At 70.7% G+C, this 13,777-nt stretch carries 14 protein-coding genes; 8 read left to right on the top strand and 6 right to left on the bottom strand.

Annotation, left to right across the window (positions count from 1 at the left end):
* Positions 1–84: 84 nt before the first annotated feature.
* Positions 85–1,077 (bottom strand): aldo/keto reductase, encoded by a 993-nt coding sequence (locus MUB56_RS20365; RefSeq protein ID WP_244928837.1) that lies wholly within the window; start codon positions 1,075–1,077, stop codon positions 85–87.
* Positions 1,078–1,207: 130 nt separating this feature from the next.
* On the opposite strand from MUB56_RS20365, the gene MUB56_RS20370 reads away from it, so the two are divergent.
* The 4 genes from MUB56_RS20370 (at position 1,208) to MUB56_RS20385 (ending at position 4,610) form a co-directional block, all read left to right on the top strand.
* On the top strand, positions 1,208–2,530 hold the full coding sequence (locus MUB56_RS20370; RefSeq protein WP_244928838.1) for a glycoside hydrolase domain-containing protein: 1,323 nt from the start codon (positions 1,208–1,210) through the stop codon (positions 2,528–2,530).
* Between the two features lie 32 nt (positions 2,531–2,562).
* Positions 2,563–3,561 carry a 5'-3' exonuclease H3TH domain-containing protein gene (locus tag MUB56_RS20375; RefSeq protein ID WP_244928839.1) on the top strand — a complete coding sequence of 333 codons (999 nt, stop codon included), beginning with the start codon at positions 2,563–2,565 and terminating at the stop codon, positions 3,559–3,561.
* Between the two features lie 172 nt (positions 3,562–3,733).
* On the top strand, positions 3,734–4,120 hold the full coding sequence (locus tag MUB56_RS20380; RefSeq protein ID WP_244928840.1) for a VOC family protein: 387 nt from the start codon (positions 3,734–3,736) through the stop codon (positions 4,118–4,120).
* A gap of 139 nt (positions 4,121–4,259) precedes the next feature.
* Positions 4,260–4,610, top strand: coding sequence for an ArsC/Spx/MgsR family protein (locus MUB56_RS20385; RefSeq protein ID WP_244928841.1), 351 nt, complete (start codon positions 4,260–4,262; stop codon positions 4,608–4,610).
* A 21-nt stretch (positions 4,611–4,631) separates the two neighbouring features.
* Here the strand turns inward: MUB56_RS20385 and MUB56_RS20390 are convergent, their stop codons facing one another.
* The gene (locus MUB56_RS20390; RefSeq protein WP_244928842.1) at positions 4,632–5,522 is read right to left on the bottom strand and encodes a hypothetical protein; all 891 of its coding nucleotides are present in this window, start codon (positions 5,520–5,522) and stop codon (positions 4,632–4,634) included.
* Between the two features lie 133 nt (positions 5,523–5,655).
* On the bottom strand, positions 5,656–6,903 hold the full coding sequence (locus MUB56_RS20395; RefSeq protein ID WP_244928843.1) for a tyrosine-protein phosphatase: 1,248 nt from the start codon (positions 6,901–6,903) through the stop codon (positions 5,656–5,658).
* Between the two features lie 354 nt (positions 6,904–7,257).
* On the opposite strand from MUB56_RS20395, the gene MUB56_RS20400 reads away from it, so the two are divergent.
* From MUB56_RS20400 to MUB56_RS20415, 4 genes are all read left to right on the top strand, one after another.
* Entirely contained in the window at positions 7,258–8,496 is a 1,239-nt protein-coding gene (locus MUB56_RS20400) for an IS256 family transposase (protein WP_244928844.1), read from the top strand.
* A 550-nt stretch (positions 8,497–9,046) separates the two neighbouring features.
* Complete coding sequence (locus MUB56_RS20405) at positions 9,047–10,291, top strand: HNH endonuclease signature motif containing protein (protein ID WP_244928845.1); 1,245 nt, start codon at positions 9,047–9,049, stop codon at positions 10,289–10,291.
* Positions 10,292–10,656: 365 nt separating this feature from the next.
* Positions 10,657–10,881, top strand: a complete 225-nt coding sequence (locus MUB56_RS20410; protein ID WP_244928846.1) for a hypothetical protein — start codon at positions 10,657–10,659, stop codon at positions 10,879–10,881.
* A complete protein-coding gene (locus MUB56_RS20415) occupies positions 10,851–11,396 on the top strand; it encodes a hypothetical protein (RefSeq protein WP_244928847.1) in 546 nt (181 codons plus the stop codon). The genes MUB56_RS20410 and MUB56_RS20415 overlap by 31 nt, the downstream gene beginning before the upstream one ends.
* Before the next feature lie 81 nt (positions 11,397–11,477).
* Here the strand turns inward: MUB56_RS20415 and MUB56_RS20420 are convergent, their stop codons facing one another.
* The 3 genes from MUB56_RS20420 to MUB56_RS20430 form a co-directional block, all read right to left on the bottom strand.
* Positions 11,478–11,678, bottom strand: a complete 201-nt coding sequence (locus MUB56_RS20420) for a DUF3099 domain-containing protein (RefSeq protein WP_244928848.1) — start codon at positions 11,676–11,678, stop codon at positions 11,478–11,480.
* Positions 11,679–11,843: 165 nt separating this feature from the next.
* The gene (locus MUB56_RS20425; RefSeq protein ID WP_244928849.1) at positions 11,844–12,191 is read right to left on the bottom strand and encodes a TfoX/Sxy family protein; all 348 of its coding nucleotides are present in this window, start codon (positions 12,189–12,191) and stop codon (positions 11,844–11,846) included.
* Between the two features lie 89 nt (positions 12,192–12,280).
* Complete coding sequence (locus MUB56_RS20430) at positions 12,281–13,651, bottom strand: FAD-binding oxidoreductase (RefSeq protein WP_244928850.1); 1,371 nt, start codon at positions 13,649–13,651, stop codon at positions 12,281–12,283.
* Positions 13,652–13,777: the final 126 nt, after the last annotated feature.

Consider the following 13,777-nt stretch of genomic DNA (forward strand, 5'->3'; position numbering starts at 1 on the left):
CCGGACGTCGTGTCGACCAATGGGCAAGCATGACAGAGGCCGCCGACGGCCCGTGCGCCCCGGGTCGGCCCCGGGTCGGCCCGGCTAGGAGCGGTCGATCATCGCCTGCATCGCCTCGTTGTAGCGCTCACCCTGCACGACGATGGCCGCGCTGGCCTGCTGGATCTCGTCGAGGTCGGCCGCGGTCAGCTCCAGCTCGGCCGCGCCGATGTTCTCCTCCAGCCGGGAGGTACGACGGGTGCCCGGGATCGGCACGATCCACGGCCGCTGGGCCAGCAGCCAGGCGAGCGCGACCTGGCCGGGCGTGGCGTCGTACCGCCCGGCGATCCGGGCGAGCAGGTCGACCACGGCCTGGTTGGCTGCCAGGGCCTCGGCCTGGAAGCGCGGGATGGAGCGGCGGATGTCGTTCTCGGCGAAGCTGGTGCTGGCGTCGATCTTGCCAGTGAGGAAGCCGCGACCCAGCGGGCTGAACGGGACGAACCCGATGCCGAGCTCCTCGAGCGTCGGCAGCACCGACTCCTCGGGCTCGCGCCAGAACAGCGAGTACTCGCTCTGCAGCGCCGTCACCGGCTGGACGGCGTGTGCGCGACGGATCGTCCCCGCGCCCGCCTCGGAGAGCCCGAAGTGGCGCACCTTGCCGGCCTCGATCAGCTCGCCGACGGCGCCCGCGACCTCCTCGATCGGGACGTCCGGGTCGACCCGGTGCTGGTAGAGGAGGTCGATGGCCTCGCCGCCGAGTCGGCGCAGCGACGCGTCGGCCACCTCCCTGATGTGCTCGGGCCGACTGGAGAGGCCGGTCTGGTTGCCGTCGGCGTCGAAGGCGAAGCCGAACTTGGTGGCGACCACGACCTCGTCGCGGACCGGCGCCAGGGCCGCACCGAGCAGCTCCTCGTTGACCCAGGGACCGTAGACCTCGGCGGTGTCGAAGAAGGTCACGCCGAGCTCGACGGCGTCGCGGATCACCCGGACCATCTCGTCGTGGTCGCCGGCCGGGCCGAGCCCGTGGCTCATGCCCATGCAGCCGAGGCCGAGGGCCGAAACCTCCAGCCCGGGGGTGCCGAGGGTGCGCTTCTCCATGCTGCTCTCCTTCAGGTGGTCGTCCCTGCCGACCGTACTGGCGCGGCGCCGATCCGAACCCGGGTGTCCGCGGGTTCGGTTAGCCTCACCGGACGCCCTCGCCCGTCTCGGGCGCGACGAGAGGAACCCGATGCCCCACGTGCTGACCCGCCTGGCCGTCCTCGCGAGCGCCGCGGCGCTCTCGCTCGCGACGCTGAGCGTCCCCACCGCCCAGGCCACGGACCAGGCAGCGGCTCCTCGCGCCGGGTCGACCGTCCAGGTCCCGGGCTCGTTCACCGGCTACGGGTTCGACGCCTGCTCGGCCCCCTCCCAGCAGGTGATGGACGCGTGGCGGGTGGCGTCGCCGTACTCCGCGGTCGGCATCTACATCAGCGGCAGCCTCCGGACCTGCCCCCAGGACCAGCTGACCGCCGACTGGGTGCGCACCCAGGCCCGCCGCGGCTGGCACCTGCTGCCGATCCACGTCGGACCACAGGCCAGCTGCGCGAAGAAGGAGTACGCCCTCGAGATGTCCCTGGACCGTGCGACGGCCGGGGCCCAGGGCCGCGCCGAGGCCCGGAGCGCCGTCGCGGCCGCCCGGTCGCTGGCGATCCGCAGGGGCAGCATCCTCTACTACGACCTCGAGGACTACGACCTCGCGCCGGACGACTGCCGGCAGGCGGCGCTGTCGTTCCTCTCGGGTTGGACCAAGCAGCTGCACGCCCAGGGCTTCGACTCCGGCGTCTACTCCAGCATCGGCGCCGCGATCACCTCGCTCGACCTCGCCGACCGGGTCTCGCCCGGCTCGTACGCCATGCCCGACGACATCTGGTTCGCCTGGGAGAACGGCCGCGCCAACACCCGCACCGACCACCGGGTGCAGGGCAAGCGGTGGGACCGGCACGCGCGGATCCACCAGTACGAGCTCGACACCGTCAAGACGTACGCCGGCACCTCGATGCAGATCGACCTGAACTGGGTCGACGTCGGCCGCGGCTCGGTCGGCTCCCCCACCCGGCGGATGTGCCCGGGCGTCGACGTCGACCTGCGCCGCTACCCCACCCTGCGCAAGGGCTCGCGCGGCGCCGCGGTCAAGGCCGCGCAGTGCCAGCTGCGCAAGCAGCGCTTCACCCGGGCCAGGCCCAGCGGCCGCTACGACGCCGGCACCGTGAAGGCGGTCCGCAAGGCGCAGCGCAGGCTCGACGTGCGGGTGACCGGCCGGCTGGACCGCAGGACCTGGGTGGCGCTGCTCTCGCGCGGCTCCCGCCCGCTGCTGAAGGTCGGCTCGACCGGAGACCCGGTCCGCCGGACGCAGCGCGCCCTCGGCGCCGCACTCGGCATCCGAGTCCGGGTCGACGGCCTGATGAGCCCGCGGACCAGCAAGGCAGTCGCCCGGTTCCAGAAGCGCGAGCGGCTCACCCGGACCGGCAACGTCACGACCGAGACCTGGCAGCGGCTCCAGGCCGGCGGCTGATCGACCGCTGGGGAACTAGTCTGGGCCCGCCCATGCAGACCCCACCGCCGCGCGCCCGCCGCCTGCTCCTCGCCGTCGACGCGCCCTCGCTGCTGCACCGCAACCACCACGCCCGCGCGCACACCGACCTGCGCGACCGGACCGGCCGGCCGGCGTGGGCACTGCACGGGATGCTGCGCCAGATCCTGGAGGCGATCGACCAGTTCGCACCCGACGCCCTGCTGTTCGGGCTGGACGACCGGACGACGTCAATGCGCGAGGGCCTCTACCCCGGCTACAAGGCGGGCCGCGCCGTCAAGGACGCGACCCTGGTCGAGCAGCTCGAGCGCGCCGCCTCCCTGCTCGACGCGCTGGGCTTCCGCACGGTGACCCCGCCCGGTCTCGAGGCCGACGACGTCAACGCCTCGGCGGCCACCTGGGCGAGTCGAGAGGGCTGGGACTGCGTGATCGTGACCTCCGACCGCGACTCGTTCGCCAACATCAGCGCGCACACCCGGGTGCTGCGCCTCATCGACGGCGGGATCAGCGGCTCCCCGCTGCTGGACGAGCGGCGGCTGCGGGCGCTGTACGGCGTCGACGCGGCCCGCTACCTGGAGTTCGCCGCGCTCCGCGGCGACGCCAGCGACAATCTGCCCGGAGTCGCCGGCATCGGCGAGAAGACGGCGCCGGTGCTGCTGGACCTGATGGGCTCCATGCGGGCCGTGTGGTCCGACATCGAGCACTGCGGCGGCGAGAACCTGGTGGCCACCGTCGACTCGTGGTGCCTGGAGACCGGCGCCCGCCGAATGGGCGCCACCCTGCTGAAGCGGCTGACCGCACCCGGGGCTCGGGAACGCTACGACTTCAACATCTCGATCATGGCCGGGCAGACCGACCTCGAGCTGGGGCTGACCCCCGACGTACCCGGCTCCCCCGGTCTGCTCCCCCTCGACCGGGTGCGGGTCTCGCGCGTCGTCGACTTCCTGGGCGTCGGCGCGACCACCGACCTGGCCCTCCGGGTGCTGACCGAGCCGCCCGCGTCCGAGGGCTGAGCGGGCGCCGGCAGGTGTCCGGGCCCAACTTCTCGACCCCGGCCCGACGTATTCGGGGGAGTTTTCGCCCCTACCGACGGACCGACGCGCTGCGGGCGTGGTCAGAGCACCCCGGGCGGAGTTACGTTGTCAGGGAAGCGGCTCGGGCACTTCTCGACCGTAAGGAGCACCGATGCTGAACGACAGCGTGGTCACCGCGAACGTTCCGGCTTCCGACCTCGACCGGGCGCGAAGCTTCTACGCCGACATGCTCGGCCTGACCCCCGCCGACGAGAACCCCGGCGGGCTCGTCTACACCACCAGCGGCGGGACGACGTTCTTCCTCTACCAGACGGAGTACGCCGGACAGGCCGGCCACACCATCGCGCAGTGGCATGTCGGCAACGTCGCCGACGAGGTGCGTGAGCTGAAGGCCAAGGGCCTCACGTTCGAGCACTACGACCTGCCCGGCGCCACGTGGGACGGCGACGTCGCCTCCATGGAGGGGATGGGCAGCGCCGCCTGGTTCAAGGACAGCGAGGGCAACATCATGTGTCTCGACGACGCGACGACGGGCTGAGCGAACCCGCCGAGTCCCAACGGGCGGCCTCCACGAGGGACCGCTCCCGCGAACGCGCCCGGTCCCGCCCCGTCAGGGACGGGGGATCTCGATCGGGGCCATGTCGCCACCTTCCCATCCGCTCTGGTGAGGTGTCCCCATGGAGATCTGGGTCAATCCCGCCTGCTCGAAGTGCCGGGCCGCGACGAAGGCGCTCGACGAGGCCGGGGTCGAGTACACCGTGCGCCGCTACCTCGACCAGCCGCCGACCCTCGCCGAGCTCGAGGACGTGCTGGCCCGCCTCGGCCTCGAGCCGTGGCACATCACCCGCACCGGCGAGCCCGAGGCCGCTGCCGTCCGGGGGCTCGCCCGCACCCCGGAGGACCGTGGCGCGTGGCTGCAGGCACTGGTCGACCATCCACGACTGATCCAGCGACCGATCATCACCGCCGACGACGGCACCGCCGTGGTCGGTCGCGACCCGGAGGCGCTGGCGAGGCTGCTGCGCTGATCGAGGCGCAGCGAGCCCTATTCACAGAGCCCGGAGCATGGCCGGCGGCAGGCAGGCACGCTGCCGGGCGTCCAGCCCGGCCAGGCACCGACGGACCTGGTCAGGACGCCAGGGCTCGGGGGTGATCGTGGCGTACGGCCAGCGCGTCATCCAGGTGAAGGTCACCGAGAACCGGTCCCGCGACGTGGGCGGCGCAGCGCGGTGGAAGATCTGCGCGGTGTCCGGGACACCGGCAGTCCACCGCGGGCCCGTGGCCTGACGCCAGGTGTCTCGGGGCACGGTCGCGGCGAACTGCTCGTCCGCGACGAATCCCCCGACGTAGTGCAGGGCTCGCGCGGCAGCTGTCGATGGCGTCCTCGGGACGTAGGTGAAGGGTCCGCCGTCGGAGTCGACGTCGTTGAGCCACACGAGGATCTTCAGCATCCGGTGGTCCTCGATGTCGCGGTGCCACTGCCGGGTGTCGACCGTACGACCGTCGCCGCACTCGCGGTGGACCAGCGGCCCGAAGTAGCGGACCGGTACGCCGAGGTAGTTCTCCACGAGGTCGAGGACCCGGGGCTGCAGCCCCCACTGCCACAGGGCGACGTCCTCGAGCATCTCGTCCCGACCGAGCAGCACCGAGTGCGACCCGCCGGGCGAGCGCTCCGCCAGGACCCCGCTCAGCTCGAGGAGCAGCGGTTTGAGGGAGTCCACCCCGGGAAGCCCCATCGCGCCCCACGGGGCGACGACCATGCCGCTCCCCCGCAGCTCGCGGACCAGCCGCTGATGGGCGGCGTCGAGGGTCGGCAGCCGATGGCGATGGGCATCGACCCGAGTGGCCCGACTGGCCTCGACATGACTTCGAACGGCCGGGACGCGATGGATCAGCTCACGCTTGGCTCGATTGGCCGCCCGGGCCACGTCCACCTTCATGCCATACCTCCGAGAGAGCGCGCCGATTCATGACGCTAGGTATACGGTCACCTGAAAGTTGACGCCGCTCTCGTCGGGGTATCGGCCTCGAACCGCAGATCCTCCCCAAATGTGGTGAAATCCTGCTCGTCGTTCAGACCAGGAGGTTCGCCTGGATCTTCCTGATCGTCTTGACGTCCAGGCCGAGGCCCTTGACCAGGAAGCGGTCGAAGCTGCCGTACGCCTCATCGATGGCGCGGAACATGCCGGCCAGGTTGTCGCCGTCCTGCTCCAGCAGCGGCTGGAGGATCCGGCGGTCCACCCCGATGCCCTCGAGACGCGTGTACGTCGCCTCGTTGGAGGACCGGCGATAGACGTTGGACAGCTCGTAGTCGGCCATGGCGTTGCGCTCGGAGACGCCGAGCAGACGCTGCACGATGGCGGCGAACGCACCCGTGCGGTCCTTGCCCGCGGTGCAGTTGAAGATCAGCGGTGCCCCCTCGTCCTGGGCCAGCACCCGCAGGATCTGAGCGAAGCCATCCCGACCGGCCTGGCTGAGCACGAGGTCGACCAGACCGTCCCGCGCGATCTCCTCGGCCTTGCCGTCGCCCAGGAGGTCCTGGACGACCTGGGGGTCACCGCTGCGAAGTGCCCCTTGGATGGCGATGGACAGCGCATCGGTCGCCGCGTCGAGCAGGACCACCGAGTGCTGGGTGAGCGAGCCGGGGTATCGGTTCGCGCCGTTCTTGGCCACTTCGGACTCGGCGCGGAAGTCGGCAGAGTGCTGCAGCCCCAGCTTCGCCAGGATCGCCTGGTCGCGGACGGTCGGAGCCGTCACCGCCTCGCTGCGAAAGAGCAGCCCCCAGCGAATCGACCGGCCGTCGACGGTCTTGAGCCCGCCGAGATCGCGCGCGTTGCTGACGCTGTCCAGACCGAGGCCGCGGGTCGCTGCGATGACTCCCCGGACGTCCTTGGTCCTCCTGATCACCTTCGTCTTGCCGTTCTTGCGAACCCTCTTGGTCACCCGGGCTGCCTTCGCCGCCTCGGGTGAGGCGATCTCGAAGTACCAGCGCGCACCGTCGTCCAGACCCTTGACGCTGAGCGAGCCCCACTTGCTCGTGCCGACGAGCTTGCCGCTCCTGGACGGGTTGCGAGCCTTGGTGCTGGCGTAGACGCGGTGCCTGCCTGCGCCGTCCCAGGTGATCGCGTAGCTGCCACTGGCCGTGCGAACGACTTCGATCTCCTTCGGCGCCGCCTTCTGCGCCGCCTTTGCGACTGCGGAGGAGGTGACCGCCTGCCGAGTCAGCGGATCCGGTGCCGCCGCCGCCGACGCAGGCAGTCCCACGGCGAGGGTGGACAGGGCAGCGACCGTGCTCGTGACGATGACTCCGAGCTTCTTCATGACGTTCCTTCCGGTGCGGACCTCAGTGAGGCCAGTCACGCCACGTTAGGGACGCGCGGTGCGCGACTCGGGCAACGGTCTTGCTCAGCGGAAACGAGTGAGTGCGGGTCATTGAGTGGACACTTGCGGGCCGGCTGGCGGTCATGCCGAGACGGCGCGTCGCCAGTGACGCACCCCCTCCAGAAGTACGACGTGGCGGCGACGGTGCGTTTCCCTGGACAGTCAACGCCCCTGGGTAAGAGTCCCCGGGAGTGGTGGGGTTTGAGGGACCAGCGGCGGGGCGTCAGCACGTAGACGGCCATCGGCGGGATCTTCGGTGTGTACGGCCAAGCACTCACCGAAAGAGGTCCACCGATGGCCTTGCCCCAGTCTGCCCTGTCCGAACTCCTCGACGCGTTCCGTGCCGGTGATGGCGTCGACCTGATCCGTGATTCGGTCCGGGTCGCGTTGCAGGAGCTGATCGAGCTCGAGGCGATCGAACGCGTCGGCGCCGCACCCTATGAGCGCACCGAGGACCGTGTCACCGAGCGCAACGGCCACCGGCCGCGGGTGCTGACCACCAAGGCCGGCGACGTCGAGCTGCGGATCCCCAAGCTGCGGAAGGGCTCGTTCTTCCCGATCATCCTCGAGCCCCGTCGTCGGATCGATCAGGCGCTCTACGCGGTGGTGATGGAGGCCTACGTCCACGGGATCTCGACTCGCAGCGTCGACGACCTTGTCGAAGCGATGGGCGGCACGGGTGTCTCCAAGTCCGAGGTCTCCCGGATCTGCACCGGCCTGGATGAGACCGTCGGCGCGTTCCGCACCCGCACCCTGGACCACGTCGAGTTCCCCTACATCTATCTCGACGCGACCTACCTCCACGTCCGCAACGCACCTGGCAAAGGTGGCCAGGTCGTGTCGATGGCGGTGGTCGTCGCGACGGGTGTCACCGCAACCGGTGAACGGGAGATCCTCGGCCTGGACGTTGGTGACAGCGAGGACGAGGTCTTCTGGCGCAGCTTCCTGCTCAGCCTCAAACAACGCGGACTGGCCGGCGTGAAGCTGGTGATCTCAGATCAACACTCCGGCCTCGTCAAGGCGTTGAAGCGCGCGTTCCAGGGCGTCGCGCACCAACGGTGCCGGGTCCACTTCGCCCGCAACCTCCTGGCCCACGTCCCCAAAGGCCAGGCCGACTACGTTGCAGCTGCGTTCCGGATGATCTTCGCCCAGCCCACCGCCGAGGACGTCCACGTGGCGTGGGACAAGACCCGCGACGAGCTCGCCGCCCGCTTCCCCAAACTCGGGCCACTGATGGACGACGCGAAGCCCGAGGTCCTCGCCTTCACCGCATTCCCACGCGAGCACTGGCGCAAGATCTGGTCGACCAACCCGCTCGAGCGGGTCAACAAGGAGATCAAGCGCCGCGCCCGGGTCGTGGGCATCTTCCCCAACGCCGCGGCGGTGATCAGGCTGGTAGGCGCGGTGCTGATCGACATGCACGACGAGTGGATCGCCGGGGACCGCCGCTACCTCTCCGAAGGATCCATGGCCAAGCTCTACGCCACCAGCGATACTGAACCAATCGCCGCCATCGAGAGCAGCGACGCGTAGGCACCGAGGATCACCTCAAAGCCCACCACCCCGCGGGGCTCTGTCCGCCCTGGCACCCCGACCCCGTGCGTCATGTCTCAGGACATCGGTGACAGTTCTGCATCAAGACATCGGTGACGCTTCTGGTGGTTGGTGGTGACACTTCTGCCTCGAGGCTCGGGCGGTGACTGCCAATGAACCCATTGATCCTCGTGTCCGTCTCGCGATCTCGCAGTGACTCGGTGACGCACCCCGGGTCGCGGTCTCGACGTTCTGCGCCGAGCACGGCATCTCCCGCAAGTCGTTCTTCGAGCTACGCAAGCGCGCTCTGGTCGATGGGCCGGCGGCGGTGCTTGAGCCCTGGACCCGACGCCCATCCGGCCCGCACCCGGGGTGACCTACATCGGTAACAGCCGACGCCCGGGACCCCGCCCGAAGAACCCCGGAAGTGTCACCGAAGTCCTGAGACATCGCAGTGCGAGCCCTGTGGAAGAGCCAGGGCGATCGAACGTGCGTTCGAGTAGAATGGAACCCATCATCCCGCACCGTTGTGGAGCTCTCGGAGGCTCGCATGGACCACCCGATCCGGGTCGCCACCCAGGTCATTGACGGTGCCCTGAAGTCGGTCGCCGACGTGAACCCGGCCTTCATGACCACCACCGACAAGGCCACCGCCCTCGTCGAGCTCGCCGCGATCGAGACCCGGGTGGGCGAGCTGCGACTGCGGGTCACCGCCGACGCGGGCGACGTGGCCGAGGAGTCGGGTGCGCGGGACGTCGGGGCATGGACCGCGGCCGCGACGCGGCGTCGTCGCGGTGACTGTGCTGCCGACCTTCGCCTCGCCCTGGCGTTGGCCGACCGTCCGGTGTTGGCAACGGCGGTGCGTGAAGGTGGGGTGAATCTCGACCAGGCCCAGGCCATCGCGGCGTCCCTCGCCGAGCTGCCGGCCGACGTCGACCCCTCCGTGGTCGACCGGGCCGAGACCGCGCTAGTGGCCTACGCCGCCCGCTTCAACCCCATCGAGCTAAGCCGCCTGGGCCGCCGAATCCTCGACGTCGTCGCCCCCGAGCTCGCGGAGGCCGTCGGGGCCCGCCACCTCGCCAACCTGGAGGCGTCCGCCCACCAGCGGATGCGCCTCGGACTCCGGCCCCTCGGCGACGGCACCACCCGCATCACCGGACTGATCCCGGACGCGTCCGCGGCTCGGCTCGCGACGTACTTGCATGCCTTCACCAATCCCCGCCGCGACGACGCTGACCCAGAGCCGGCCGCAGCGCGGCGGACTCCCCACGGCCGCAAGACCGCCCGCGCGTTCTGCCAACTCCTGGAGACCCTGGACCCCACCCGGCTCCCCATCCACGGCGGCGACGCCACCACCCTCGTCGTGACCATGTCGCTGGAGTCGCTCCGCGCCGAGCTCGGCACCGCCACCCTCGGCAACCCGGCACCGGGCGACTCGCTCGACCGGATCACCGCCGAAGAAGCCCGGCGCCTGGCCTGCACCGCCCACCTCGTCCCGGCCGTCCTCGGCGGCAAGGGCGAGGTCCTCGACCTCGGCCGCTCCCAACGCCTCTTCACCCGCGCCCAACGCCGCGCCCTCGCCCTGACCGATCGCGAGTGCCGCGCCGAGGGCTGCCAGATCCCCGCCCCATGGTGCGAAGCCCATCACGCCGGCACCCCCTGGGCCGCCGGCGGCCGCACTGACCTGGCCGACGGGATGCTGCTCTGCTCGCATCATCACCACCGAGCCCACGACCCGGGCTATTCGTCGGAACGACTCCCCGACGGCGGCGTCCGATTCCACCGACGAACGTAGGCCGCTCGGTGGGCTACTCGCGCCGACGCGACGCAGATCGAGTTGGATCGTCGGTGACGTCGGTTCGAGCCTTCCGCCGTGGACGTGGACGGCGTACCAGGCAACGGGGACGCCGATCAGGGCCAGCGACGACGAGGTCGAGGTGTTGGACTCTCATCGCGGTCTGTCGGGTGTGGGCGAACGATTCCGTTGCCGCAGTGGCGAGCGTAGTGAAGGTGGACGCGATCTGCAGAGGAAGAAGCGCCTCCCGAACGCGCCAACCCCACCTGGGACGCTGCCGGCGCACGTTCTGACATTCCGGCTCCGAGGGGGTCCCGGGCACCTAGCGTGTCACCGCCGATCCCTCGACAACCCCCGGAGCGTCCGTGCATACAGCCACCCCCACCGTCGCTCGCCTGCTGGGCCTGTTGATCGCCGCCGGCCTCGTGCTGACCGGACTCGTCGTCGCCACCCCGTCATCGGCCCGGGCGGCCGACCTCCTGTACGGCGCTCCCGCCGTCGGGTCGTGCCACGACGCGACCTTCGATCAGGCCAAGGGCAACCACCTCACGGTGCCGACGTGCCGTGCGGCTCCGACCACACCCTGGTGACGGCCCGGGTCGTCCAGCTGCCGGCGGACGTCGACGTGTCGGACTGGGACGAGGTGCAGAAGGTCATCGCGTGCGACGCCGGCGAGAACAAGCTGCTCGGCCGGAACCCGTTGCGGAGGGCCCTCACCATGTACGCGGGCTTCAGCTTCATCCCGACTGCCGATCAGCGGGCCGCGGGCGCTCGCTGGGCCAGCTGCCACCTCACCCTGTGGGGGACCAAGGGGCTCTACGACCTGCCGACAACGCTGCGGAAGCTCACGAAGAGGCCGACCGCGGCGGTGGCCCGATGCGCGACGCTCGCGAGGTGGCTGCCCTGCTCCGAGAGGCACACTCACCGGGCGGTGGCGGCGTTCTTCGTCAGGGCCACGGGCAGTGACAGGGCCGTCGACAAGCGGATCTCCGTGCAGGGCCCGCGGGTCTGCGCCAAGAGGCTGCGGATTCCCGGGTTGTCCACCTACCGTCGCCACACCCCGCCCAACGTCATCGTGACCTGCTTCAAGAGAACGCGGAAGTGAGCCCGCTGCACGCGGTCACCGCGCTCCTCGGACTCGCCCTCGCCGGCTGGCTCGCGGCCGACGTCGGTCCGGCGCTCACCGTCAGCGGTCCTCGCCCCAGTTGGCGATGACCACAGCGACCAGTGGGAGCACAGCAGCGACGACCGACATCGCCACGGCCGCCGTCGTCGACCACAACCGGACGAGGTTCCAGGCCAGCAGGATCAGCACCAGGCACGCGCCCATCAGGGCGAAGTACCAGCGCTGACGCCGGCGCAGCCGCTCGCTCTGCGGCCTGCGCACTCCGCTGGTTGTGATGCGCTGGGGTCGTCGCATCCCTCCACCTTCCCACGCTTGCCGCACCGCACCGCCGCCCTCGGCTGGGCCCGGAAGATGCCGAGCGCGAGGCACTCACGGCACGGAGCCGGCGCGTTCGTCGCTCCTGACGTCCAGGCGATTCGGCGCGGCCTAGGCCTTCGATTTCTTCGGGGGCTTCGCCCGCGCTCGCTCCACCGCCGGGCCGACCCAGGCGGCGAGGGAGTCCGGGTCGGGCAGGTCCGCCGCCGCAACCAGGACGACCCCGCCCATGGTTCGCTCTCCCATGGTCGCCGTGCGAGCGCCGTTCGCGAGGGCCTCGTCGACGCCGTCCGTGCCGACGTGGACCATCAGGTCGTCGTCGCCGGTACCGACCGCCAGGTAAGTGTTCACCGTCCAGCACAGACCACCGAACATCTTGATCTCGCGATAACCGGCCGGGCCGGCGGCAGCCGCGACCGAGGTCCGGATCCTCTCGGCCAGCTCCTCGTCATAGGTCATCGGGCGCCTCCGGCATCAGTCGGGCCGTTGGCTGATCCTACGGACGGCACCGCCGGTGCGCGCGCCGGTCGGGGCCGGCGCGGCCCGACTCACGCAGGCGGGATGTTCTGGTTGTGCCGGAAGAGGTTGCCGGGGTCGTAGGTCCGCTTGACCTGCCGCAGCCGGTCGTAGTTGCCCTTGTAGTTGGCGCCGATCCGGTCCTGGTCGTCCTCGGCCATGAAGTTGATGTAGCCGCCGTCCTCGGAGAGCGGAGCCGTGGCGTCGTAGTAGTCCCGGACCCAGGCGATGTTGCGTTCGTCGTCCTTCTCGTCGGGCCACATGCCGGCGATCACCGTCGCGAAGTTGGCGTCGCGGTAGGCGAAGGCGGTGGCGTCGGGCGCGACCCGGTGGCAGGCGCCGTTGATCGGGTAGATGTGCATCGTCGAGGTCATCTCGGGCACCTGCGCCCCGTGCTCGACGTGGGCGGCGATCGCGTCGTCGGTGAGCTCCTTGACGAAGTTGGCCTTCCAGTAGTGGCGCAGACCCGAGGGGTAGAGGTCGTCGAACGCGCTGTTCAGGGCCGGGTACGGCATCGGGCCGACCAGCTCGGCCACCGTCGGCGCCAGGTCGCGGAACGGCTTCAGCACCTCCTCCCCCCGGTCCAGGTCGCCGGCCCAGCAGGTCACCATCAGGGCCAGCGTGGTGCCGTGCCGCTCCTCGGGGATGAACGGCAGCGGCGGGGCGATCTGGTACGCCGGGAAGCCGCCGAACTGCTCGGGGGCGTCGGCGATGAACTCGCGGTAGAGCCGGAACAGGTCGGCCGCCCGGTCCAGCTCGAAGAACATCGGGCCCCCGTAGATGTCCTTGACCGGGCTGAGCCGGAACTCGAAGGAGGTGACGACGCCGAAGTTGCCGCCCCCACCCCGGATCGCCCAGAACAGGTCCGCGTCGTCCTTCTCGCTGGCGACGTGGAAGCTGCCGTCGCCGGTGACCACGTCGGCCGCCACCAGGTTGTCGGAGGAGAATCCCAGCCCTCGGGCGAGGTAGCCGATACCGCCGCCGAGGGTGAGGCCGCCGACCCCGGTCGTCGAGATGATGCCGCCCGTCGTGGCCAGCCCGAAGGGGTACGTCGCCGCGTTCAGGTCGCCCCACGTCGCACCGCCCGACACCCGGGCGGTGCGGGTCACCGGGTCGACCCGGACGTCGCGCATCGCCGACAGGTCGACGACGACGCCGTCGTCGCAGGTGCCGAAGCCCGGCACGCTGTGGGCCCCGCCGCGGACGGCGACGGTGAGCCCCTGGTCGGCGGCGAACCGCACGGCGATCATCACGTCGCCGGCGTTCGCCGCCCGCACGATCACGGCCGGCCGCTTGTCGATCATGCCGTTGCGGACCAGGCGCGCCTCGTCGTACGCCGCGTCGTCCGGTCCGATCACGGGCCCGCGGGTCTGCTCCCGCAGGGTGTCCAGCTGTGCACTCATCTGACCCTCCTCATGACTTGCCCGTCGCGTCCGGGCAACAGGAGGGCGCCACGAGGGCGTCGAGAGTCGTCGAGAAGGCGTCACGTGGCGCGGCGGGGTCCGCGGCAGGTCTGGTGCTACCGACGC

It is taken from the genome of Nocardioides sp. W7 (assembly GCF_022919075.1).
Lineage (GTDB): Bacteria > Actinomycetota > Actinomycetes > Propionibacteriales > Nocardioidaceae > Nocardioides.

What these genes read in the sequence shown, in the direction of transcription:
- MUB56_RS20430 (WP_244928850.1), bottom strand. Translation starts at nt 13,651, where the DNA reads ATGAGTGCACAGCTGGACACCCTGCGGGAGCAGACCCGCGGGCCCGTG.
- MUB56_RS20380 (WP_244928840.1), top strand. Translation starts at nt 3,734, where the DNA reads ATGCTGAACGACAGCGTGGTCACCGCGAACGTTCCGGCTTCCGACCTC.
- MUB56_RS20405 (WP_244928845.1), top strand. Translation starts at nt 9,047, where the DNA reads ATGGACCACCCGATCCGGGTCGCCACCCAGGTCATTGACGGTGCCCTG.
- MUB56_RS20425 (WP_244928849.1), bottom strand. Translation starts at nt 12,191, where the DNA reads ATGACCTATGACGAGGAGCTGGCCGAGAGGATCCGGACCTCGGTCGCG.
- MUB56_RS20400 (WP_244928844.1), top strand. Translation starts at nt 7,258, where the DNA reads ATGGCCTTGCCCCAGTCTGCCCTGTCCGAACTCCTCGACGCGTTCCGT.
- MUB56_RS20375 (WP_244928839.1), top strand. Translation starts at nt 2,563, where the DNA reads ATGCAGACCCCACCGCCGCGCGCCCGCCGCCTGCTCCTCGCCGTCGAC.
- MUB56_RS20390 (WP_244928842.1), bottom strand. Translation starts at nt 5,522, where the DNA reads ATGAAGGTGGACGTGGCCCGGGCGGCCAATCGAGCCAAGCGTGAGCTG.
- MUB56_RS20385 (WP_244928841.1), top strand. Translation starts at nt 4,260, where the DNA reads ATGGAGATCTGGGTCAATCCCGCCTGCTCGAAGTGCCGGGCCGCGACG.
- MUB56_RS20370 (WP_244928838.1), top strand. Translation starts at nt 1,208, where the DNA reads ATGCCCCACGTGCTGACCCGCCTGGCCGTCCTCGCGAGCGCCGCGGCG.
- MUB56_RS20365 (WP_244928837.1), bottom strand. Translation starts at nt 1,077, where the DNA reads ATGGAGAAGCGCACCCTCGGCACCCCCGGGCTGGAGGTTTCGGCCCTC.
- MUB56_RS20395 (WP_244928843.1), bottom strand. Translation starts at nt 6,903, where the DNA reads ATGAAGAAGCTCGGAGTCATCGTCACGAGCACGGTCGCTGCCCTGTCC.